A 23,175-nucleotide genomic window follows, 5' to 3' on the forward strand; every position below is an offset into this window, starting at 1 on the left:
ACGGACACCAGTTTTATCCGTCAACACTCGATTTCAAAATCATTCAAATAAAACAATAAGTGATTGATATTGCTCGATTTATTCGTGCATCCACCTGGCATTCGGTCCGACAAGTCCAAAAACCAGGCCCAAAGTGGGCATAGGGGCGAGTTTGCGGCTAGATAGCGTTGGCCAAACGATCCCGAATATAAGTCTGCAGAAGCTTTCGTGAAACCGGGCCAGGCTTGCCGTGACCGATCGACCTGCCATCAACTCGAACGACAGGCATAACGAATGCGCTTGCGGAGGTAATGAAGACTTCCGCTGCGCTCAGGACTTCATCAACGGAAAACGCCCTTTCTTCCACTTTGAGATCGGAGCCCTGCGCGAGAGAAAGTACAGATGCCCTCGTGATCCCGTGGAGGAGCGCGTTCGACAGATTCCGCGTCGCAAGAACGCCTTCCCTAGTTACGATATGGACGTTCGATGAACTCGCTTCAGTGATCAACCCGTCTTCCACCAAGAATACATCGTCTGCTCCTGCTTTCGCTGCCTCCGTCTTCATCATTGAGGAGTAGAGAAGCTGCACGGTCTTGATCTGACGGTTCGCCCAACGCCCCTCCGGCACAGTGACCACCGAGAGACCCGTTTCCCACTTCGGGTTTTCAAGAACGTTTTTCTTCTGAGTAAACATGATGATGCTGGGCTGCATGCCATCTCCGAAGAGAAAATCGCGATCCGCCGCTCCTCGCGAGATCTGCAAATAGATCAATCCGCTCTCAAGATCGTTTCGCTCGATAATCTGGCGATGAAGATCGAGAAGCTCGCTGTCAGACACGGGTGAGGGAATTCCGAGCGCTTCCAAGGACCGTTTCAGGCGAGCGGTGTGGCCGGGATAGTCTATGAGCTTGCGATTGATAACAGCTGTCACCTCATAGATTGCATCCGCGAACAGAAGGCCCCTGTCGAAGATCGAGATCGTTGCCTCGGCTTCGGGTTTCCATTCGCCATTTACGAATACGATGCGGGACATGCTCACTCCGGTCATTTTACAAGACGCATGCGCTGCGTCGGTTGGTTGTACAGAACCAGCAGCATACGATTCGGGCAAGGCCAAGGCTTGACGCCTATCGCGCGGATGCCGAAAAGACCGGAGCCTGAACGGAGAATCGCCATGACGCCGCCGATTGCATTTGTTACCCGCATGTCTGGCGATGAAGAGAAGCAGTGGCTGAATGTCCTGCAGCAATCCATGCCGACGGAGCGTATTCTCTCTTTTCGGGATCTGACGCAGGATGAAAGACGGCTTGCAGAGATTGCAATCGTTGCCAATCCAGATCCGGGTGACGTTGCCGCCCTTCCCGGAATATCCTGGATTCATAGCTTGTGGGCCGGTGTGGAAAGGCTCGTTGCTGAACTTGGCGCTGCTGCTCCGCCCATTGTGCGGCTGATCGATCCGGAGTTGTCACGCGTGATGGCGGAGGCGGTCCTGGCCTGGACCTATTATCTGCAGCGAGACATGCCCGCTTACAGGAAACAGCAGGCCGAGTGTCGTTGGGAACCACGCAGGTACCGACATCCCGGCGAGGTAACTGTTGGCTTGTTGGGATTGGGTGTGCTTGGTAAGGCGGCGGCGGGACGCCTGATGGATGCCGGGTTTAGAGTCCAGAGCTGGAGCGGTAGCGCGGCAACGCTGCCAGGTGTCGTGCATTTCACCGGGGAGGATGGCCTCAACGCCGTCCTTTCGACAAGCGATATCATTGTGTGCCTTTTGCCGCTTACGGCCGAAACCCGAGGTTTGCTGACCAAACACCGACTTGGATCAATGCCGAGAGGTGCCTCCCTCATCAATTTCGCCCGTGGCGCGATTGTCGACACCGATGGCCTCATCGAGCTTCTGGACAGCAGACATCTGGATCACGCGGTGCTTGATGTCTTTACACAGGAGCCCCTCGACAAAAACTGCCCGCTGTGGCGGCATCCGCATATTACAGTCCTTCCGCATGTTTCAGCGCCAACAAATGCAGTGACAGCAGCGAAAATAGTGGCCCAGAACATTGAGACGTGGAGGAGTACCGGGAAGCTGCCTGTCACTGTAGATCGAAAACGCGGATACTGAGCGAACAGACCATCAGCGGAACTGGGTCGATCCCATCCTAGGCTAAATTGCGTAAATTCGGGCAACATTGCATCATCGTCGGCAGAATCTCTTGAGGCATTAATAGATGTGGCGCCGCTTCTTGCCGGTTTCGGAGTGCTCGGCCTAGCCCTGTCCTTCGGTTCCCAAACACTGGTCAAGGATGTTGTCTCCGGCATTTTCTTTCTGGCCGAGGATGCGTTCCGGATCGGAGAATATATCGATACCGGAGAACTGATGGGAACGGTCGAGCAAATCTCGCTGCGGTCGGTCAGGCTCAGGCACCACAACGGTCCGATTCACACGGTTCCATTTGGCCAGATTACCTCGATCACCAACTACAGCCGCGACTGGGGAACCATCAAATTTCAGCTGCGGTTCGATCGAGAAGCCGATCTGGAATTGATCAGGAAGACAGCGAAGAAAGTCGGCCTTGCCATGCTGGATGATCCTGAGTTCGGTGGCGATTTCCTTATGCCTCTGAAGATGCAGGGCATTCAGGATGTGACGGAAAATTCCATGGTGATCCGCTTCAAATTTACCGCACGCCCTGGCAATCCAAGCATCATCAAGCGCGAGGGCATGAAGCGCCTTCTGGCAGCGTTCAAGGCAGCTGGACTACCGCTCGCATCAAACGCTGTTGTTGTATGCGGTGGTGGCGAACGCCTGGGAGATGCCGCTGACGTCACAGGCAAGCACGTGATAGATTTCTGATATCTCCCAGCTATTCATCCGCGCTAAAATTCCTATGATCGGCCTCGTAATCCAAAACAGACCGGTGCCCTATGCTGAATGATGATGTCTACGCCCATATTGCGGATCTCGAACAAACCCACGAGGAGATGACAGCGATCAGGCAACATCTTCATGCGCATCCGGAACTCTCCCATGAAGAAGAGGAAACTGCACGGTTCGTAGCCGACAAGCTACGCTCCTGGGGCTATGAGGTAACAACGGGCATCGGCGGACATGGCGTTGTCGGACGTCTGCAGGAAGGCAGTGGTAAGAAAAGCCTGGCTCTGCGCGCAGACATGGATGCACTTCCCATTCAGGAAGAAACGGGGCTGCCTTATGCGAGCAAGATGCCCGGCAAGGCGCATTCCTGCGGCCACGATGGCCATACGACGATCCTGCTCGCTGCGGCGGAGTATCTGGCCAGAACCCGAAGATTCAGCGGCACGCTCAATCTCATCTTTCAACCGGCTGAGGAAGCAAGTGGAAACAGCGGCGCCCAGCGGATGATTGCCGACGGGCTCTTTGAACGCTTTCCTGCAGACGCAGTCTTTGGCCTTCACAATCACCCGGGACTGGCAGAAGGTCATTTCATGATCCGGTCGGGGCCGATGATGGCGGCGTCCGATACGGCCACCATCACCATCCACGGCAAAGGAGGCCATGCCTCGCGGCCCCATCTTTCGATAGACCCGATTGTAGCGGCATGCTCGCTCGTCGTCAGCCTGCAAACCGTGGTTTCGCGCAGCATCGACCCGACCCAGACCGCAGTTGTAACCGTAGGCGCCATCCACAGCGGTGACGCCGCTAATGTCATACCGGAGAGCGCCATGATCAGGCTCAGCATCCGGTCCTTCGACGCCAGTATCCGCAAACTGTTGGAGCAACGTATCCGCACCCTCGCCTCCTCCGTCGCGGCAGGGCACGGCGCGGAGGCGGGCATCGATTATGTGCGTGGCACCCCTGTCGTTTCCAACAGTGAGGCAGAAACCGAGTTCATCAAAACGATTGCATCAGAGCTCGTCGGGCCGGAGAAGGTTGGCGTCTGTCCACTCATTCCCGGAAGCGAGGATTTTGCCTATATGCTGGAGGAATTGCCGGGCGCCTTCATCCGCCTCGGCAATGGCATTGAGTCGGCTGGCCTGCATAATCCGAAATACAATTTCTGCGACGCCAACATTCCGGTGGGCGCAGCACTCTGGGCCCGCCTTGCGGAACGTTTTCTGGCCGATCCCTGAAAGATAAATCAGGCTGGGCAGGTCTATGTCGAAGCGGAACGTGTTATCGGAATTTACGGCATGGGCCTCACCCAGCAGGTTCACGGTTTCGACAACATTGGCATGTTCGTCAACCTACTGCTGATGAGAGGCAATATCGGCCGTGATGGCACCGGCATCTCTCCGGTTCACGGTCACTCTAATGTGCAAGGCCAGCGCACCGTCGGCATATCGGAGAAGCCGGAGCTTGTACCACTCGACAGGCTGGAGGAAATGTTCAGCTTCACAGCACCGCGCGAGAAGGGGTTGACGACGGTTGACCCATGTCAGGGAATCCTGGACGACACCGTAAAAGCATTCATTGGTCTTGGCGGCGATTTCGTTCGGGCCATTCCCGAACAGGGCGCGATGGAAGAAGCCTGGTCGCGCATGCGGCTAACGGTCCAGATAGCGACGAAGCTTAATCGCAGCCATCTTTTCAACGATGATGTCGCCTATCTCCTGCCCTGTCTTGGGCGATCCGAGGAAGACCTGCAGGAGGCGGGCCCGCAAATCGTGACGATCGAGGATACCTTCAGCTGCATCCACGGATCGAATGCCAAGCGCAAGCCAGCGAGCGCACACCTGAAGCCCGAGCTTGCCATCGTCGCGGGGGTATCGCCGAACAAACCCTCGCCCCCAACCCGAAGGTTCGGTGGGACGCATGGACGGGCGACTACGCGAAGGTGCGCGACCGGGTTCGAAGACTCCGCTGGACGCTACCGACTCATCACTCTGCGCAGCAACGATCAGTTCAACACGACCGTTGACGGTTACAGTGATCGGCTGCGCGGGATCGAAGGTACGCGTTCCGTCCTATTGATAAGCCCGTCCGAGATCCGGAAAGCTGGCCTTCGCGAAGGCCAGGTCGTCGGCCTCGCCTCAGACGCCGACGATGGGCGCAAGCGCTATGTGCGAGGGCTGACGGTGACACCGTTCGACCTGCAGGATGGCTGTATCGCTGGCTACTATCCCGAGCTCAACCCGCTGATCCCGCTCTCTCATCATGATCAGCATTCGAAAACCCCGGCATCGAAGGCCGTTCCGGTCCAAATCGTCACCTGAACCGGATGAACCTCTCACCAGGTGAGATACAGCGCATCAAGCCCGTGAAAATGGTAGACGTCCTTCACCTGGGGCGTCTGCGCCAGCTTGAGGTTCGGCAGCCGCCGGAACAGAAGAGGCAGGACGATGTTCAGCTCGAGGCGTGCCAACGGCGCGCCGATACAAAAATGGATGCCCGCCCCGAAGGAAAGGTTTGCCCCATCATTGCGGTCGGGCTTGAAAGCGAGCGGGTCTGAAAACTTGGCCGGATCGAGATTGGCTGCCGCGAGGACGAGGCTCACCTTGTCGCCGCGCTTGAGCGATACGCCATCGACTTCGACCTCCTCCAACGCCCAACGCTGGAAGATATGAACGGGAGCGCAGAGCCTGAGCGTTTCCTCGACCACGCGCTCCGTCGAAGCCGCGTCCCGGAACAGGTCGCTCCCCGGAAGTCCGCTTTCCAGAATGATTCGGACCGAGTTTCCAATCTGATGAACCGTCGCCTCATGGCCAGCATTGAGGAGCACGATCGTGGTGGAGATCAGTTCCTCTTCCGTGAGAAAATGACCCTTGTGCTCTGTGTGGATCATGTGGCTCAGCAGATCGTCTTTTGGGGCGCTGCGGCGCTCTGCGATGACCGAGCGCACGTAATCCGCGAACTCCCTGGCAGAGCGGTCAGCCGCCTCTTCATCGGCTCGGCTACGCTTGAACATATACATGCCGACATAGTCATGGCTCCAGCGCAGAAGCTGCGGCCCCATCTCCTCCGGTATGCCGATCATCCGCGCAATCATCGTAACCGGGATAATGTCCGCGAAGGCTGACAAGAGTTCTACTCGTCCGGCATCCTCGAACCTGTCGATCAGATCGTTCGCAAGTTGCTCGATTTCGCCGCTCATCTTCTCGACATGGCGCGAAACAAAGGCGCGATTGACCAGCGTCCGCAGTCGCGTGTGTTCCGGCGGCTCGATCTCCAGAAGCGAATGTCTTTCTGCCAAATCGAAATTGCGGGTATGTTCAGGCGGTTCCGCCAGCCCCAGTTCCTCCCGGCTCGCAATGTGGAGGATCTGCCGACCAAATCTTCGATCTCTCAGCAAGGCGTTCACGTGGTCGTAACCCGTGAAAAACCATTGCCCCTGTTGCTCCCAGAAGAAGGTGGGGCACTGGGCATGAAGCTGTGCATAGGTGCGGTTCGGATCGCTGTAAAAACCAGGATGGCGAGCATCGAGCCAAACACGGCGGGTGGATGCATCGATGCGAAGAAAGTCTGAAAGATCACTCATGCCCGTCAAATACAACATCGCTAAAAAAAGCGAAATCAATTCGCGGCGGCACGCAACAGCCATCCGCAGAAAAATGTAATTTTGTGGTTCTGCTGGCTCGCCAAACGATTTTGTGATGCCATGTCATCGGTAGAACCGCAGCAACTCCAGCGCTTTCCTGATCCAGCATTTGCAGAAAACGTATCAGACACGGGAGATAAACAGCCATGCAGACTGACCGCTTGTCAACGATACCCTATCCCGCGCCCATGCGCGCCCTGCATTGGATCGTCGCACTCGGCGTTCTGGCCACCTGGCCGCTGGGGATGATGATCAAATTTACGGCAGAGCCTTTCAAGCTCACCTTCTACATGCTGCATGAATCAATCGGCTTCCTTGTGCTGTGGGTCATGCTGGTTCGTATCGGCATACGCTTGACGAGCGAGAAACCTGTTTCCTCCGACGGAGGACTGCTTGCTGTTCTCGCCGGACTGGTTCACGTGCTGCTATATCTGATGCTCGTGGTCATGCCGGTGAGCGGGTTTCTCGCGACAAACGCCCATGGTTTCCCCCTCTCCTGGTTCGGCCTTTTCACTGTGTGGAGTCCGATCGGCAAGCTTCCATCACTGGCCCCGATATTTTCTACCATTCACACCTGGAGCGCATGGATCCTTCTTGCCCTTTTTGCGTTACATATCGCTGGCGTGCTGTTTCACCATCTCATCAAAAGAGACGGGACGCTGCAAAAAATGCTTTAAGCGGGAGGTTTGCTTATGCGTCGCGTTGAAATGACGGACCAGATCTGGAGCGATTTGCTTCAGGCGCGCAACAGTTCAGCCAGCCGTCTTTCAACTGAACGAAGCGCGGCCTCAATGCTTTATGGGCCTTTGGCAGAAGCACGCGGCCCCTTCGTCCTTGCGCAAGTGGGACAGTCGCTTGACGGGCGCGTGGCAACGCCATTTGGTGATGCACGCGACATATCAGGTCCCGATGGTCTTGCCCATCTGCATCGGTGTCGTGCACTGATGGATGCAGTTCTTGTCGGTGTTGGCACCGTGAAGGCCGACAATCCCAGACTATCCGTTCGCGAGGTCAAAGGACCGGATCCGGTCCGCGTCGTCATCGATTGTCGTGCCGAATTGACGGGCTCTGAACGGATTTTGCTGGATGACGGAGCTCCGGTCATTGTCATCCAGTCCGCCAAGGCGCCACGTCGCGCTCTCCGCGCCGATGTGATCAGATTGCCCCTCAAGGAGCGCGGTCTTTGCCCGCACGACATTTTAAATGCGTTGCAAGCTCGCGGATTGAAAAAGGTGCTGGTTGAGGGCGGCGCACGGACGATCGCGCGTTTTGTCGAGCAAGATCTCATCGATCACCTGCACGTCTCCATTGCCCCGCTGATCATTGGGTCAGGACCATCGGGAATTTCGCTCAATCCCATCAAGTTTCTATCCGAAGCGCAGCGGCCGCAGGCCAGCGTCTACAGCCTCGGAAGCGACATTCTGTTCGACTGCCGCCTCCGGGCCGAAGCTGCGTCATCAATCGCTCGGCAAGGCAAGGATGTCCAGATGGCCAACTCGACAGCTCGAGAACTCATGGACCCTGTCTAGTCTGAACGCCAACCAATCGTCGACTTCGGCAGGCCCAAGTCTGCCTATTTCAAGAATTGGCCCTACCATTCCTTTCAGCATTTCCTGCTGAAGCATCGCTTGTTCTTCTCCCAGGTCCCAAGGGCTCTCGGCGACTAAAATCCTGTACTCGAGGCTTTCAAACGCACCTTGCAGATGTGCCACTGCTTGAGGCCCCAATGCACAACCCAGGCCCTTGTCCATGCGTTGATGCTGGTTGAAGTCGCGTACGACTTCGCTATCGAGTGGATGAGGGTGGTTCCACTCCACTTTGCCATCATAGTTCAGCGCGGCGTAGAAGGCGCAATGGCGCTCTGCGACGAGAGCAGCCATTTCCTCACAGAACCTCGCTGAGGCGAGATCAAAGAATGCGGAGGCTGACAGTAGCGAAGCGCCTTCCAGCGGCAGATCCTCAAGTTGGTTGAGATCAACCTGATGATACTCAAAACCATCGTCGCCGAGTTGGCGCCTGGCCTCACTAAGAAGCTCTGAATCATAATCGACCAGCCGCCAGTCCATCTGCAAATCGGGAGGAAACTTTGTCCCCAAGGCGCGGACGCTCGAGCCGGTCCCACAGCCGATATCAACGATCACCGGCCTTTCCTTCTGGCTAAGCCAACTTAACGTGCGTTCGACCAGGCCCGGATCGCGCGCAGCAAGATCTGCAGGCTCGCGCAAGGCGAGCCAGCTTTTATCAAAACCACTCATGCAAAATCCCTCAGTCTGTCGGAGAGGATGGATGCCGACTGCGCCCAGGTTGGAAGCTGCTTGCCGACGGCGTAAGCCTCTTTGGCCATTTGATCTGCCAGGTCTTTGTTTTGCAAAACTTCCCGTAATGCAGCGCCAAAGGCCGCTGGATCGTCCGGTGGAACCAGCCGCCCAGCTTCGGCAGGAACCACATCCGGAACTGCGCCTGCTCGACAGGCAATGACTGGGAGACCGTGGGCAAGGGCTTCTGCGAACACCATACCGTATCCCTCATAGCGGCTCGCAAGCGCGAAGAGATCAGCGGACGCGAATACCTCGCCCACATCATCAATTTCACCAGCGAGGACAACCCGGTCTTCCAGATCGAGCTCCTTCATCAGAGCCCGAAGGTTTCTCGTGGTGGAAGGGTCGAGCTTCTCACTGCCGACGATAGTTGCCCGCCAAAGCAATTCACGTACTGTATCCAGCGCCCGCAGCAATACGTCATGACCTTTTCGCGGCGTCAGCGAACCGACCGAAACAATGTGCGGCAGATCTCCGCCGCGCAGCGCAGGTTGAACGGGCTCGGTCCCTGGCAGAACAACCGTAATGTGAGATGAGGCGAGCCCATAAGAGCTTTCCAGCGTTTTCGCGGTCGCTGGCGAGGTGACGAAAACATGTCTGGTGCATGTCAGAGCAAGCCGCTCGCTGACCTCCAGCCTGACACGGTCCGCAGGATCAAGACCTGTCTCAAGAGCCAGCGGATGATGCACGAGCGCCAGGATCCGCAATCGTTCACGTTCACGCTGGGCCACCTCGTGCAGGACGCCATAGGCCAGACCATCCACGAGCAGCACGGTTCCATCCGGAAGTGCTGCAATCAATGATTCCGCGTTACGAAGATCCCTTTCGCGCGGGTAAGGGAACCCAGGGCCAAGCGGCATCATATTGACTGTCCAACCGGCTGATCTCAATTCACTGACGATATTGCGGTCGTAAGCGTAACCGCCGGTTTTCGTCATGAGATCGCCTGGATAGGCAAAGACGAGCGACGGGCTCAAAGTTCGGCCTCATACCATCCGCGCGCCATATGGCTTTCGTGCAGAAGAACACGCAATTTGCAGATACGATCACTTCCTGAACCAAGTTCGCCGGCCTTTACGGCTTTGGCGAGTTCATCGAAGATGTGCTTGGCGATCACTTCCGTTGTCGAAACGCGACCCTTGAATACCTCAACCTCATCGAGGTTCTGATAGTTTAGAGGCTTGAGCACCTTGGAAAGAACCTGCGTCGCCAGGCCGATATCGACAGCCAGACCATCGGCATCGACATCACGCGTGAAGAAGGCGGCATCGACGACGAAAGTCGCACCGTGCATTCCCTGGGCGGGGCCAAATACCGGTCTCGGCAGGCTGTGAGCAATCATGATGTGATCGCGAACTTCTACGGCAAACATGCAAATTTCCTTTTGATCAGTAGCGAATGCGGTGACACAGCGTGGAGGGATCGCTCAGGATACGACCGTAATGTTGGGGTAGACCATCGAAAGCGGTCTCCCCGGAGATCAGCACATCAAGTCTGTCGTCGCACAACAGTTCCAGCGCCTTGTGAAGCCGGCGCGCGTAGGTCCAGCGCGGTCGTTGAATAGGGGAGACTTGCCCTACTTGTGAACTGATCAGACGGAGCCTGCGTGAATGAAAAGCGCCTCCAAGCGGCAATGTCACGGATCGCTCACCGTACCAACTGGCTTCTACAATTCTGGCTTCCATACCTGCGTGATCAATACACTGGGCAAGCGCTTGCCCCGAGCCCGAGGCGTTGATGAGGACGTCGAATTCCCCTCTCAACTGGTCGGGATGGCAAAAGGCGGCGCCCATGCGTCCCGCCGGTTCAGACCGAGATGCATCCGGATCAACCAGCGTGCATTCTACACCCGGCACCTGCGATGCGAGGTAGCCGACCGCGAGACCGACGACGCCGCAACCAAAAACGGCGACACTGTCACCAATTCCGATCTGGGCATCCCAAGAAATATTGAGGGCAGTCTCCATGTTGGCGGCAAGAACTGCACGTTCTGCCGGCAATCCATCAGGGACGACGACTAGATTCTCCGCTCTGACAACATAGTGGCTCTGGTGTGGAAAAAGGCAAAAAACGGTGGTCCCCGTCTCAAGCCCCTCACCCTCTTCAACCTTTCCGACCGAGCTGTATCCGTATTTGACCGGGAACGGGAAGGCACCCGACATATGCGGAGCACGCATCCTCTCATATTCTGTTTCGGGTACGTTACCAGTAAAAACAGTGGTTTCCGTTCCGCGGCTGATGCCTGAAAACAGAGTTCTGACAAGTACTTCGTCACTTGATCTCGGCGACAAAACCTCTGACCGCAACACTGGATGTCCGGCTGCCTCACACCAGAGGGACTTGGCATCGACCATTGCTACACCATCTGTTCAAGTTAAGGCGTTGCTGACGGCGCGAGGCGGGAGTTTCCTCGGGTCAGCCGCTGCTAACTAGAGCTTCTTTCAGAATTTCCACCCCTGAACCATCAACTTTTATTTATGCACCTTCGACCAATCCAAGGAATGGGTTGGATGCGTAAGTAGCTGAAAATTCAATGGAGATGATCATGACCGAGCACAGCCCATTTGCTCTCGAGTTCAAAGACCCTTCCCGTGACGTAGAGCGTGCCGTAGCGGAGTTGCGGTTCGGTCGGCCGATCATACTCGAAGATAGATCTCGCGCTCTCGCCGTACTGGCTCTCGATGCCGTTTCCCCGGCCCTGTACGATCAATTCGCGGGTGTTGTTGGCCAGAAGCACCAGCTGTTTCTCACCCGTAATCGCGCCGAAAAACTCGGTATCACACGGGCAAGCGATATTGTCGCCCCGCTTCGAAATGTCAGTTTCCATCAGGCGTCGGAGCTTGCTTACACTCCCGGAGCCAAGCCATTGTCTACCTGGCGCAAGGCGCATGAGCTTGAGAGCGCGAGCGCAGAGCTTGCCAGCACAGCGCTGCTGCTTCCAGCTATGGTATGCGCAGAAGTAGAAAGAAGCGATAAACGCTTTTCGTCGTGCTGCACCCTGGATCATGCACAATTGTCCGCGTCTTCCAACGTTCGGCAGTCTTTCCAGATCGTAGCTCGCACACCGGTTCCGCTCGAAACATTTGGCTATGCGGATTTTGTCGTGTTCCGCGGCGGTCTGGCGCAGAAGGATCAGGTTGCGATCGTTGTCGGCCAGCCTGATGTGTCAAAGCCGGTGCCAATTCGTATACACTCGTCCTGCATTACCGGCGACTTGTGCGGCTCGCTGAAATGCGATTGCGGCGATCAGCTTCGAAACGGGCTCGATCTGCTGGCTAAGGCAGGTGGCGGCGTTCTCCTCTATCTTGATCAGGAAGGGCGCGGCACGGGCATTGGCGCCAAGATGCGGGCTTACGGCTTCCAGCATCGCGGAATGGACACAATCGATGCAGACGCCCAGTTGGGTTTCGGCGCCGATCATCGTCGTTATGAGGCTGCTGTCGCCATGCTGAAGCTGCTCAATATCGATGAGGTCATCGTCTACACCAATAATCCAACGAAAATCGCTGCGCTATCGGATGCGGGCATTCTCGTTCATGCACGCAGTGCCGTCACAGGCCGCGTTACCTCGGAAAATGAGTTTTACCTGCGCACAAAAACCGCTCGCGCTGGACACATGCTGGATGTCGACGCCTTGATCGCGGCTGAGTAAGGACTGACGTGCCGTCATGACAATTCTTGATTCCGACAGACGCAGCTCGAACAGTCTGCTCTCCGCTTTGCAGTCCTTCGACGTTGGTCGAAGGCTGCTAACGGATACCTTGAGATCGATGGCGGTGATCTTTACGCTATCTCTGTTGGGCAGCGTCGGCTTCGCTTACCATTATTCGCTGGAGCCCGCCGTTCCTCTTGCTGCGGCGGGATTGTTGGCTGTAATGTTCGGGCTGGCACTTTGCTTTTTGCCGCAGCATCGTCACACGAGCTTTGGTTACGCAAACATCGTAACGGCTATCCGTGCTGCTGCGACGAGCTTCGTAGCAGCGACGATACTTCTTTCGGATGCATTTGCAGACTCGGACGCAACAGGCTTGGTGTGGGCGGTTTTCACCATTACTGTGGTCGCGCTCACCCTCGACGGGTTCGATGGATACCTCGCCAGACGCTTCAACCACGTCTCGGAGTTTGGCGCCAGGTTCGATATGGAAGTCGATGCATTCCTGATTTTGATGCTGTCCTGTGCCGCGTTCGTTCTGGGCAAGGCCGGGGCATGGGTGCTGCTCATCGGTGCCATGCGATACATGTTCATTCTTGGTCAACTTGCCCTGCCTGCCCTCAATCAGCCTCTTGGACACTCGTTTCGCCGCAAGCTTGTCTGTGTGATCCAGGTGCTGGCTCTCGGTATAGTACTCGTGCCACTGGTCGTAGCGCCGATGTCTGCCTGGATTTTAGCCATTGCTTTACTCGCGCTGGTCTATTCATTCGCGGTCGATATTGTCGCACTCGTCCGTAGGTCGTACAGACCCGTTACGGCGCGCGGATAAAACGCTAAGGATGTTTATCTGCCTCTGGATGTGAAAAATACCAATAGACTTGGTGCTGCGCCGAGCATGGCTACGGCTCCATAAAGTAGGCTTGCTGCGATGCCCTGGTCCGCAGTGTAGCCGACCATAGGCCAGAGAGCCGCCGCAGCAGCCTCTCTTGTTCCCCAACCGCCGAAGCCACTCGGCAAAACCATTGTCAAAAGGCAGAGAGGGACGACCATCAGTGCCGCACCGATCGTCAGAGGACTGCCAGTTGCGTGGGCGCACAGCATGAAAAGCGCAATATAGGATGTAACGATCAGGACACTTGTCGTCAGTTGGTAACCCGCCGCTCCCACGCTGCAGAAAGCTGCGTGAAGATCACTCGCCAGCCCTTTAAACCTGGTCCGCATCACTGGGAGAACCGCTAAGCACAAGACTGCCGCCACGACACCGACCACGGCCAGCACAGCCCATTTATCGTATCCATTGATCCGATCTGGCCAAAGCAGAAGGCCCACCAGAACGAACATCAAAAGGGCCGCCTGGCCAGACAGCCGCTCGAGAATGACGGACGTCGCAGATCGCGCCAGACCCGATCCATCCTGCGCCCGTCCGCGATAAGCGCGGATCGCATCGCCTGCGACACCGCCGGGCATCAGTTGGTTTAGACCTGTCGATAAGTAATACTCGCGAACGGCTTGCCACTTCCCGATGGGCTGTCCAATGCGCAATGCGGTATATCGCCAGCGGAATGCGGACATGCAGATCTGGAACTGGACCAACAACAACCCGGCAGAAAGGTGGACCAGGGAAACTGACGAAAGAGATTTTAGAACGATGCTCCAGTCGGTTCGCCAGACCACCCACGCCGCAAGAATCAAGGCGAGAGCGGTACCGAAGATGCGCACCAGCTTCAAAATCGGGCTCCTTTCCTCGAGCAGGGTGATCGCCATTCACGATCAGGGCGTAGTTCAAGTTACGGAACGTCGGCTGTGATGGACCGGCGCGGATGACGACGGGCGGGAATGATTTGCATGTTTGTAAGCACGACGCGATTTCTTTCGTTTTGCATCCTATTGTCCGCGTTCATCAACATGCCGGACCATCCCGAAGCATTCGATTTCCGGACATTCCTGTCCATCCCCCTTGAGGTACCGATAATAGCTCTTGGTCTCATCATGGTTCCCGGCAAGTGGCTCGGGAAACTTGCGGCTGTGGTCACCGTCCTGACAAGTGTTCTGGTTCTGCTCAAACTGGCAGACATCGCGACGCAATCGGCGTTTCAGCGACCGTTCAACCCCTATCTCGATATCAAAATGATTGGAGACGGCTGGAATGTGCTTTCCAGGAGCATCGGTACCGGGATCGGCGCATTTGCGATCTTGTGCGGATTTTTCAGCCTTTTCATAATATTTGGCCTGTTTTATTGGTCATGCAACTTTCCGGGAGGCTGGTCTTCCAAACGCAGGCTATACGGCTGCATGGCGGTTTCGACAGCATTGATCGGGCTTTCGCTTTTGATGCTAAGAAGCGGAGATGATCGGCACGCGCTCGCGGTTGAAGCCAAGGCCGCGCCCTATCTGCTACAACGGCTCGATCTGATTTCGCATGCAATCGCTGATATGCACCGCTTTGAGGTTGAGCTTGCACAGTCCGACCCCTTCAAGGGCAAATCCGAACTCATGGAACGGGTCAAGGGGCGTGACGTTTTCCTGATATTCGTTGAGTCCTATGGACGCAGTGCCGTTGAAGACGCACGTTTTTCGCCGCGTATCGCTGCACGATTTGAGGATATGCAGAAAAACCTCGAACAGTCCGGCTTTCAGATTGCCAGCCGCTGGGTCACATCGCCGACTGTGGCGGGCCTCAGCTGGCTTGCGCATGGCACATTGTTGTCTGGTCTCTGGATCGACAGTCAGGCGCGCTACGATCGGTTGGTGATGAGTGATAGAAGCAGTCTCAACAGCCTGTTCAAGAATGCAGGCTGGCAGACCGTGGCGGCCATGCCTGCCATAACGCTGGAGTGGCCGGAGAGCGCCTATTTTGGTTATGATCGGGTCTATGCGGCGAAAGATCTGGGTTATCAAGGCCAACCCTTCAACTGGATCACAATGCCAGACCAATATACGCTTTCGGCCATTCAAAAACTCATTCGAGATCCGCAACCACGTCGGAATGTCATGATCGAGACCGCCCTCATCTCAAGTCATGCGCCATGGACGCCAGTTGCTCATATGATCGACTGGCAAACGATAGGTGATGGGAAAGCCTTCAATGACCAAGCGGCTTCAGGCGAATCGCCGGCCTTTGTTTGGGCCGACCCCGACCGCATTCGGGACCATTACATCCGGACTATAGATTATTCGCTGGAGGCGGTGGCAAGCTATATCCTTACGTTCGGTGATGATGCGATCTTCATTGTTGTCGGTGATCATCAGCCGGCATCAGTCGTAACCGGGCCGCACGCAACTCGCGATGTTCCAATCCACATCATAGCAAAGCGCGCCGATATCGTGGCCGATTTCCTCCGGCACGGCTTCAGTTCGGGCTTTAGGCCGGAGCAGACCGAAGGCCTGAGGATGGATCAACTCCGCAACCTTATTGTAGAGGTTTTTTCCAGACCAAATCCTTGACGCTCTGAAATCGATCGAGCAGATGCGTTTGAGACCATTGACTTCAAGTATTCCATCGGTGCCGCAATGAGTAATCACCTCAATCCTTGAACGTGATACAATATCACCTTAAAAGAAATTTATGTATAAAATCGTATAAAAACCAATTCATCTGTATAACATTCGAAAATTGCAGCCATCACAATTTATAGACCAGCCAAAACAATAGTATTATTCCATTGCTGACGGCGACATCAAAATCTAAAATTATCACATTCTGATTAATATATTTTTATTAACCATCAGATCGGTTTGTTTCATAGTTACACCTTCGTCAATGATTTTGAAAGAACCGCGCAACCATCATCAGGGACGCAAGATTTATACAACCTACTTATAATTGCACTGTGATTGGAACCCTGATGCTGTCGACATTCGCAGGCCAGAAGGCCCTGAAGACGCGTTTCAATTGGCGTCGCTCCATCATCGGCAAGGTTACCTCATTCCTGCTGTTTGCTGTCGCGCTTGCCTACATCTCGGGCGCTGCGACGGGCTGGATCATGATCGAACGCAGTCAGCGAGACGAATGGCGACAGCAGGCGGGCACCAACATCCAGATCGCCAGCAGTGCAATTCGAAGCGTCTATACCTTCGTTGCCGTGGACATGACACCGTCTAGCCAGATTGTAAGGATCATCACCGACCGCATGATAGGGGACGATGCGTCGGTGCTGGATACCGGCTATGTGGCCGTAGATGTTCTCGCGCTCGCTTCTGTGCAGACCAAACAGAAGGTGTGGCTTCTCCAATTTGATGATTCAACCAAAAGCATGGTTTCTATCACTGACAGTGACGGCGGGCCTGCCGGTTTGACGTTATCCGTTCAGGACAAAGGAGGACCTTCAGCAGATTACACGGAGTTTTCCACTGGCTTCGCCAAAATCGGCACGGAAGAGCATTACATCGGCTATCTGCCTATCCGCTCTTCCGAGGGCAAGATACTCGGTGGCGTTGCAGCATCGGTCGGGACGACTGAATCGCTTATGGCAACTCGCAGTCTCTTTTACCGTAACTCCCTGCTCTCTTTCAGTGTCATCATGCTCGCAACCGGCGGGGCAATTGCGTTGCTCCTTCGCAGCCTTTTCAAACCCGTGCCTGTGCTAATTGAAGCCCTAAAGCGGATCGCCCGCGACGAAACCGGAAACATTACCCCGTATCAACGACGACAGGATGAAATCGGGCAACTTGCCACGACGATCGAAACCTTGCGAGAGGCTGTGGTCGAGCGTGAACATTTGAGACAGATGCGGGAGGCAGCCAGAGAACTTGAGCATCTTGCCCATCATGACGCTCTGACGGGACTGCCAAACCGGGCGTATCTCCAAAAAGCACTGAGTAGTTTACTTGAAGAGGTCGAGGTCGGAAACAAGATCATTAACGTGATGTTGCTGGATCTTGATCGCTTCAAGCCCGTGAATGACACCTATGGGCACGCTATTGGTGACCAGGTGCTGATATCGACCTGCAAACGCGTTTCCACGTTGCTTGGGCCAGACGATGTATTTGCCCGCCTCGGTGGTGACGAGTTCGCGCTCATCCAAGTGGTAGCCTTGAACGCCGAGAAGGAGGCGAAGCGGCTTGCTACACGAATTTTGGAAGCAATTTCCCGACCCTTTCAGATCAACGAACTTTCATTGTCTATCGGTGCCAGCATCGGAATTGCCAGGGCGCCATTACACGGTCGAAACTCCAATCAAATTTTGAGCAATGCGGATGTCGCTCTTTACACATCAAAGGGTGCAGGCCGCGGTTGCTTCCACATATTCGAACCAGGGATGACCATGGAAACATCACACCGCTCCACCACAGAGCTGGAGCTCATGACTGCCCTGAACGAGAACCAGTTCGAGGTACATTATCAGCCTATCGTTGCTATCGGCGAGGGTAGAATTTCCGGCTATGAGGCGTTGGTGAGATGGAATCATCCCAAACGCGGCTTCATCACACCTGACAAGTTCATCCCTGCGGCTGAGGAAACCGGCTTTATAGTTGAGCTAGACCGGTGGGTCCTGAAGCAGGCATGCCGCCAGATGGCAGGCAAGGATGATCAGACAACAGTCTCTGTTAACATCTCTGCCATCGGCCTGCTGAGACAGGATCTGCCAGATTTCATTCGTGCTACACTCAACGAAACCGGCCTCACGGCTGACCGTCTGGAGATAGAAATTACCGAAACCAACAAAGTCGAAGGCAAGGAGGCGATCACCATCCTGACGGCCATTCGGGCGATGGGTGTCGGCATTGCACTTGATGATTTTGGAACCGGGTTCGCATCCTTATCCTATCTGATTGATTTGCCGGTCACGCGTATAAAATTGGATCGCCGCTTCATTTCAGGTGTCGCGGAAAGTGCCCGCTGTCTCAATATCGTCCTGTCGACTGTTTCACTGGCCCGTGGACTGGACATCAGCGTGACCGCCGAAGGTGTGGAACACAAGGAACAACTGGATCTGCTCCGCGCGGCCGGTTGCGGGTCTGTCCAGGGCTATCTGCTTGGGAAGCCACAGGCCAGCTTCATGGAACAGTATCTGGGATCGAGCGCTGCCTGAGACAAAAGGGAACGATCTTCATGCCGGGACATAATACGATTGCAGCGACCGTGCGTACTATCAAGACATTCTCAAACCTATGGAGACCCGTACAAACAGTCTTGTGGCCTATGACAGTGGTGCTGCTGGCTGTAGGAGGCGTCAACGCATCGGCGGAAGAATCTTCGGATACTTTGACGAAAATCAGAAAAACCGGAACAGTCACAATTGGACATCGCACCTCGGAACCGCCCTTCTCTTATCTCGTTGCAGGTGTAGCAACGGGTTACACGGTCGAGATCTGTCAACGAGTTGTCAAAGACATAGGGTCCAAACTTGGCATTCCCGATCTTAAGATTGAGTATGTTTCGGTGACATCGGCCACTCGCTTCGTCATGGTCAAGTCCCGCCGGATCGACATGGAATGCGCCGCCACGACGAATAATGCCGAGAGGCGTAAGATGGTCGCGTTCTCTTACCCGCACTTTGTCACGGCAACGCGTTTCGTATCGCTGAAAAGCTCCAACATCCACACAATTGCTGACCTTGCCGGCAGGAGCATTGCTGCCACGACCGGGACCGTTAATCTCGAGCAGTTGAACGCTATCAACCGGCAGCGAATGCTGAATATCTCCGTCCTACTGAATCGCGAAAATTCGGACTCCTTTAATATGGTCACCAATGGCAAGGCATCTGCCTTCGTCATGGACGACATCCTTCTCGCCGGTCAGATTGCAGCATCCTCCCGGCCTGATGATTACGTAATATCGCAGGAAACGTTCAGCCCGCCAGAACCCTATGGCATTTTGCTGCCCTTGGGTGATGAAGCGTTCAAAACACTCGTAAACAGCAGTCTCGAGAAGCTGTTTACCAGCAAGGATATCCAGGAGCTTTATACAAAGTGGTTCGAGCGGCCAATTCCACCGCTGGGACAGAATATGAAACTGCCGCTGTCGCCCGAATTGAAGGCGGTATTTTCTAAGCCAAAAGAGTATTTGGAGTGATTTGATGCTAAATTTCTTATTAACGGGATTCTTTTCTGCTGCGTTGTTCTTCCTTTCGCCCCTTTCAGCATTTGCTCAAACCGACCAGACCTACAAAGGATCAACAATAGAACGCATTAAAGAAACACGGATCCTGCGAATTGGTTACGGCTTAGATCCACCATTTTCCTATAAGCAACTGGACGGTCAGATCGTGGGCTATTCTATAGATCTTTGCAGGGCGATGGCCGAGGAAATGCGGGCCATGCTCGATCTACCGGAATTATCTGTAGAACTGGTTCAGCGCACACCGGCAAATCGTATTCAGTTGCTCAATGATGGAGGGATGGATATCGAATGCAATGCAAGCACCAACGTGGCGGATCGACGAAAGGTCGTTTTCTTTACACCGCCCCATTTCATCGCTCAGACGAGGGTCGTTTCGCTCGCGCGCAACAACATCAACGGACTTGATGATCTGAGAGGCAAGAGTGTTGCTGTCGTCCTTGGAACAGTCAATGTAAGCCAAATTTTGCAGCTGTCTCGCGAGAGAAAACTCGGTCTTGTCTCGGTAGCCGTCAACGAAGTTCGCGAGGCCTTCGAACTTGTGAAGGCCGGACGCGTCTCGGCATTCGCGATGGACGACGTTTTGATCCGCAATCTCATAGGCCAGTCAGGAAACCCGGATGATTATGTGGTAAGCGCGGAGGCAATATCTGAACCACAACCCTACGGTTTCATGACCCGAATCAACGATCCGGAATTTGCAGAACTCGCAGCGACAGCGCTCCGCGGTGTCTTTCGTCGCCCGCAAATGCAGGAGATTTACGACCGATGGTTCATGCAGCCCTTCGAGGGCTCTCCTCAAGGCCTAAACCTTCCGATGAGCGACGAACTTAAAGCGTCTTTCGCGACACAGTGATCAGGTCGGCGCAGAGCCAGTCCGCGCCGATACTTTCTCGACTGACACCGCCCTTCAGGCTGCTTCGAGCTTGGCTTCCAGCGGGATTTCCACGTCGATCTCCAGAATGGAGAACCGCTCGTCGCGATCCATCTTGACGTGAACGCGCTCGCTGTCGAGTTCGACATGCTTGGCAATGACAGCCAGAATCTCCTCGCGCAAGACAGCGACGAGATCGTTGCCAGTAGCGACGCGCTCATGCGCCAGCAGAACCTGTAATCTCTCGCGCGCCAGCGGCGCGGATCTCTGCTTATTGAAAAGCCGGAAAATATTCATGCAGCCCTCCGCGAGAAGATCTTGCCGAACAGACCACGCTTTTCTTCAGGCATGGTGACGGGAATGTCTTCACCGGCCAGACGGCGGGCAGCTTCGAAATAGGCCTGGGCAGGAGCAGATTTTGCATCAGCGATCGTTACCGGAGCGCCGATGTTGGAAGCCTTCAACACATCCATGCTTTCCGGAATGATGCCGAGGAGAGGGATGGAGAGAATTTCCAGCACGTCCTCGACTTTCAGCATGTCACCGCGTGCGGCGCGGTTCTGGTCAAAACGGGTCAGAAGAAGATGCTTCTCCATGCGCTCGCCCCGCTCCGCCTTGACCGTTTTAGAGTCCAGCAAACCAATGATGCGATCGGAATCACGGACCGAGGAAACCTCTGGGTTGGTGACAACCACAGCCACATCCGCATGACGCATCGCAAGCGTCGCGCCGCGCTCGATGCCCGCAGGGCTATCGCAGATGACCCAATCGAAATAGCGCTTGAGTTCGTTTATGACCCACTCGACGCCCTCCGGCGTCAGGTTGTCCTTGTCGCGCGTCTGGGAGGCAGGCAGCAGGAACAGGTTTTCGATCCGCTTGTCGCGGATGAGTGCCTGTGTCAGCTTCGCATCGCCCTGAATGACGTTGACGAGATCGTAAACGACCCGGCGCTCGGCGCCCATGACCAGATCGAGGTTGCGCAGGCCAACATCGAAGTCCACGACGACGACCTTTTCATTGCGCTGGGCAAGCGCTGCACCCAAAGCAGCTGTGGAGGTTGTCTTACCGACCCCGCCCTTGCCTGACGTAACGACGATTACCTTCCCCATCTTTCTCTCCTGTTCATGAGCGTGGTGCAGCTCAATTGACTTTTCCGGCAACGATTGCATCTCCCTCGAGCCAGACCTGCACGGGTTGTCCAAGCAGATCCGTAGGCAGATCCTCAGCCATCTTGTAAATTCCATCGATCGCGATCAGTTCGGCTTCGAGTTTGCGGCAGAATATGCGCGCCTGCGAATTGCCAACGGACCCGGCCATAGCTCGTCCACGAAGAGTGCCGTAAACATGCACCGATCCGCCCGCGATGACCTCAGCGCCAGAGGCAACGGAGCCGACGATCGTGACGTCCCCTTCCGTAAAGATGATAGATTGTCCGGACCTTACGGGCTCGTTGATCACCAGAGATTGCAAGGCAGAGCGCGGCGCCTGCAGCACAGTTGCCTGCGGCTCTGTTTGCAAATCGCCGGAATCCGAAACGGCGGGCTGAACAGCGATAGCAACCGGCTCAACGGAGGCAACATCCACATCACCGGCCGGACGCCCACCCTTCAGGACCGGCGGCATGCCGGGTGCAATCATCGAATGGCGAGCACCTTCAATACCCATGATCCTGACATTGCGCTCGGCCAGATGCGCGAGAAACTCCCCAAGCTGCTGCCGATCGATCTGCAGATCTGTGACATCGAGGACGACCGGACGACCCAGGAAGAAACCTGCGGAACGCGCTGCCAGATCATCCAGCCTCTCCAACCACTGATCAAGGGGCAGTTCAGGCGTCAGAACGACGGCGAGAAACGAGCGTCCCTTGATCCTGATCGAGCGTGAATCTGTTTGCACTTTGGTCATCTTCGTTAACAAATGGTTGATTTCTGATAGCGGCTATATGGTTAACAAAGAGTTAACGGCGGAAGTGCCAGTCTCCCGGTCCGCATCGCGAACGGATACGGGCTGCGGAGATCGGTGATTGAATTCGCTCACCTTTTTAGTCAGACGAAGCTTATGCCAAACTTGCGCCGACAGCCGATCGCTGTGCCAATCTGGCAAACAGTCGGTCACTAATTGTTAAGATGTTGCAGCGGAAAAAATGGCCAACCCTGACGGGAAACCGATCCCAAAACGAAAAAGCCTGCCGCGGGAGGAGGTGCGGCAGGCTTTCCGAAAAGAACCGAACAACAGCATGGGAGGAGGAGTTGCTGTCGTTCCTACAAGCCAACTTTGGGAGGAGGAAGAGTTGGCCTGATATCGAAACTACGCGGGAGGAGGATGCGTTGTTTCGATAACCAGAGATTAGCAAATCTTCCGACAAGCGGAAGCGCTTATGTTGCAGTGCAGCTATGCATAAATGCAATGCAGCATAAGCTGCAAAAGCAAAACGCCCGCTTGAGGCGGGCGTTGCGACTTGCGAGGAGCTAAACGATTAGCGGGATACGGAACCGCGGGCAACCGCTTCGATTTCCGAGCGGGAAATGCCCATGTCAGCCAGTTCACGGCTCGACATGCGAGCGAGTTCGTTGACAGTCTGACGGTACTTGCGCCAATTGTTGAAGGAGCGTGCTACGTTCATTTTCTTCGCCTTTCTGAGGTCTTGGAGACGTCAGCAACTGGATCAGTTCCGGCGTCGTTTCGATGAGTTCTATATAGTCCCGTACCCGCCGAACTTGCAGAGACAAGACTTCACGCCACCCATGCGCTGAACGCATTGGTTTCTCGATCGTTAATAA

At 55.3% G+C, this 23,175-nt stretch carries 22 protein-coding genes and 1 pseudogene; 12 read left to right on the plus strand and 11 right to left on the minus strand.

The window, feature by feature from the left end; genetic code table 11:
* Positions 1-157 precede the first annotated feature (157 nt).
* Positions 158-1,012, minus strand: coding sequence for a D-amino-acid transaminase (locus E8M78_RS06440; protein ID WP_137134284.1), 855 nt, complete (start codon positions 1,010-1,012; stop codon positions 158-160).
* A gap of 141 nt (positions 1,013-1,153) precedes the next feature.
* Between E8M78_RS06440 and E8M78_RS06445 the strand changes: the two genes are divergently transcribed.
* From E8M78_RS06445 to E8M78_RS06460, 4 genes and pseudogenes are all read left to right on the plus strand, one after another.
* Positions 1,154-2,098, plus strand: a complete 945-nt coding sequence (locus tag E8M78_RS06445; protein ID WP_137134285.1) for a glyoxylate/hydroxypyruvate reductase A — start codon at positions 1,154-1,156, stop codon at positions 2,096-2,098.
* 108 nt (positions 2,099-2,206) lie between these two features.
* A complete protein-coding gene (locus E8M78_RS06450; protein WP_170973343.1) occupies positions 2,207-2,830 on the plus strand; it encodes a mechanosensitive ion channel domain-containing protein in 624 nt (207 codons plus the stop codon).
* Positions 2,831-2,901: 71 nt separating this feature from the next.
* Positions 2,902-4,086 carry a M20 aminoacylase family protein gene (locus E8M78_RS06455; RefSeq protein WP_137134287.1) on the plus strand — a complete coding sequence of 395 codons (1,185 nt, stop codon included), beginning with the start codon at positions 2,902-2,904 and terminating at the stop codon, positions 4,084-4,086.
* An 18-nt stretch (positions 4,087-4,104) separates the two neighbouring features.
* Positions 4,105-5,169, plus strand: a pseudogene (locus tag E8M78_RS06460) (formate dehydrogenase); the annotation flags it as partial.
* A gap of 14 nt (positions 5,170-5,183) precedes the next feature.
* Here E8M78_RS06460 and E8M78_RS06465 read toward each other — a convergent pair.
* Complete coding sequence (locus E8M78_RS06465; RefSeq protein WP_137134288.1) at positions 5,184-6,431, minus strand: cytochrome P450; 1,248 nt, start codon at positions 6,429-6,431, stop codon at positions 5,184-5,186.
* Between the two features lie 206 nt (positions 6,432-6,637).
* Between E8M78_RS06465 and E8M78_RS06470 the strand changes: the two genes are divergently transcribed.
* Both E8M78_RS06470 and E8M78_RS06475 read left to right on the plus strand, forming a co-directional pair.
* Entirely contained in the window at positions 6,638-7,168 is a 531-nt protein-coding gene (locus E8M78_RS06470) for a cytochrome b (RefSeq protein ID WP_137134289.1), read from the plus strand.
* A 15-nt stretch (positions 7,169-7,183) separates the two neighbouring features.
* On the plus strand, positions 7,184-8,020 hold the full coding sequence (locus tag E8M78_RS06475; RefSeq protein WP_137134290.1) for a RibD family protein: 837 nt from the start codon (positions 7,184-7,186) through the stop codon (positions 8,018-8,020).
* Here the strand turns inward: E8M78_RS06475 and E8M78_RS06480 are convergent.
* The 4 genes from E8M78_RS06480 to E8M78_RS06495 are packed head-to-tail and all read right to left on the minus strand — an operon-like array spanning position 7,949 to position 10,986.
* On the minus strand, positions 7,949-8,746 hold the full coding sequence (locus E8M78_RS06480) for a class I SAM-dependent methyltransferase (RefSeq protein ID WP_137134291.1): 798 nt from the start codon (positions 8,744-8,746) through the stop codon (positions 7,949-7,951). The genes E8M78_RS06475 and E8M78_RS06480 overlap by 72 nt on opposite strands.
* Entirely contained in the window at positions 8,743-9,747 is a 1,005-nt protein-coding gene (locus E8M78_RS06485) for a glycosyltransferase family 4 protein (RefSeq protein ID WP_246658244.1), read from the minus strand. The genes E8M78_RS06480 and E8M78_RS06485 overlap by 4 nt, the downstream gene beginning before the upstream one ends.
* A 35-nt stretch (positions 9,748-9,782) precedes the next feature.
* The gene (locus E8M78_RS06490) at positions 9,783-10,181 is read right to left on the minus strand and encodes a 6-carboxytetrahydropterin synthase (RefSeq protein WP_062556950.1); all 399 of its coding nucleotides are present in this window, start codon (positions 10,179-10,181) and stop codon (positions 9,783-9,785) included.
* A 16-nt stretch (positions 10,182-10,197) separates the two neighbouring features.
* A complete protein-coding gene (locus tag E8M78_RS06495; RefSeq protein WP_246658245.1) occupies positions 10,198-10,986 on the minus strand; it encodes a zinc-binding alcohol dehydrogenase in 789 nt (262 codons plus the stop codon).
* A 368-nt stretch (positions 10,987-11,354) separates the two neighbouring features.
* Between E8M78_RS06495 and ribA the strand changes: the two genes are divergently transcribed.
* Complete coding sequence (gene ribA, locus E8M78_RS06500; protein ID WP_137134294.1) at positions 11,355-12,461, plus strand: GTP cyclohydrolase II RibA; 1,107 nt, start codon at positions 11,355-11,357, stop codon at positions 12,459-12,461.
* A 16-nt stretch (positions 12,462-12,477) separates the two neighbouring features.
* On the plus strand, positions 12,478-13,290 hold the full coding sequence (locus tag E8M78_RS06505; protein ID WP_137134295.1) for a CDP-alcohol phosphatidyltransferase family protein: 813 nt from the start codon (positions 12,478-12,480) through the stop codon (positions 13,288-13,290).
* 14 nt (positions 13,291-13,304) lie between these two features.
* Here the strand turns inward: E8M78_RS06505 and E8M78_RS06510 are convergent, their stop codons facing one another.
* Positions 13,305-14,225 carry a lysylphosphatidylglycerol synthase transmembrane domain-containing protein gene (locus tag E8M78_RS06510; RefSeq protein WP_137134296.1) on the minus strand — a complete coding sequence of 307 codons (921 nt, stop codon included), beginning with the start codon at positions 14,223-14,225 and terminating at the stop codon, positions 13,305-13,307.
* An 81-nt stretch (positions 14,226-14,306) separates the two neighbouring features.
* Between E8M78_RS06510 and E8M78_RS06515 the strand changes: the two genes are divergently transcribed.
* The 4 genes from E8M78_RS06515 to E8M78_RS06530 all read left to right on the plus strand — a co-directional run bounded on the left by E8M78_RS06515 (position 14,307) and on the right by E8M78_RS06530 (position 20,377).
* A complete protein-coding gene (locus tag E8M78_RS06515) occupies positions 14,307-15,905 on the plus strand; it encodes a sulfatase-like hydrolase/transferase (protein ID WP_170973344.1) in 1,599 nt (532 codons plus the stop codon).
* A 707-nt stretch (positions 15,906-16,612) separates the two neighbouring features.
* Entirely contained in the window at positions 16,613-18,493 is a 1,881-nt protein-coding gene (locus E8M78_RS06520; RefSeq protein ID WP_170973345.1) for an EAL domain-containing protein, read from the plus strand.
* Positions 18,494-18,603: 110 nt separating this feature from the next.
* The gene (locus tag E8M78_RS06525; RefSeq protein ID WP_137134299.1) at positions 18,604-19,476 is read left to right on the plus strand and encodes an amino acid ABC transporter substrate-binding protein; all 873 of its coding nucleotides are present in this window, start codon (positions 18,604-18,606) and stop codon (positions 19,474-19,476) included.
* Positions 19,477-19,480: 4 nt separating this feature from the next.
* The gene (locus E8M78_RS06530) at positions 19,481-20,377 is read left to right on the plus strand and encodes an amino acid ABC transporter substrate-binding protein (protein ID WP_137134300.1); all 897 of its coding nucleotides are present in this window, start codon (positions 19,481-19,483) and stop codon (positions 20,375-20,377) included.
* A 54-nt stretch (positions 20,378-20,431) separates the two neighbouring features.
* Here the strand turns inward: E8M78_RS06530 and minE are convergent, their stop codons facing one another.
* The 4 genes from minE to E8M78_RS06550 form a co-directional block, all read right to left on the minus strand.
* The gene (minE, locus tag E8M78_RS06535; RefSeq protein ID WP_062556957.1) at positions 20,432-20,692 is read right to left on the minus strand and encodes a cell division topological specificity factor MinE; all 261 of its coding nucleotides are present in this window, start codon (positions 20,690-20,692) and stop codon (positions 20,432-20,434) included.
* Positions 20,689-21,504 carry a septum site-determining protein MinD gene (gene minD, locus E8M78_RS06540; protein WP_062556958.1) on the minus strand — a complete coding sequence of 272 codons (816 nt, stop codon included), beginning with the start codon at positions 21,502-21,504 and terminating at the stop codon, positions 20,689-20,691. The genes minE and minD overlap by 4 nt, the downstream gene beginning before the upstream one ends.
* A 31-nt stretch (positions 21,505-21,535) precedes the next feature.
* Positions 21,536-22,300 (minus strand): septum site-determining protein MinC, encoded by a 765-nt coding sequence (gene minC / locus E8M78_RS06545; protein WP_137134301.1) that lies wholly within the window; start codon positions 22,298-22,300, stop codon positions 21,536-21,538.
* 571 nt (positions 22,301-22,871) lie between these two features.
* On the minus strand, positions 22,872-23,018 hold the full coding sequence (locus tag E8M78_RS06550; RefSeq protein ID WP_137134302.1) for a DUF1127 domain-containing protein: 147 nt from the start codon (positions 23,016-23,018) through the stop codon (positions 22,872-22,874).
* Positions 23,019-23,175: the final 157 nt, after the last annotated feature.

Source organism: Rhizobium sp. FKY42, from assembly GCF_005222835.1.
Lineage (GTDB): Bacteria > Pseudomonadota > Alphaproteobacteria > Rhizobiales > Rhizobiaceae > Neorhizobium.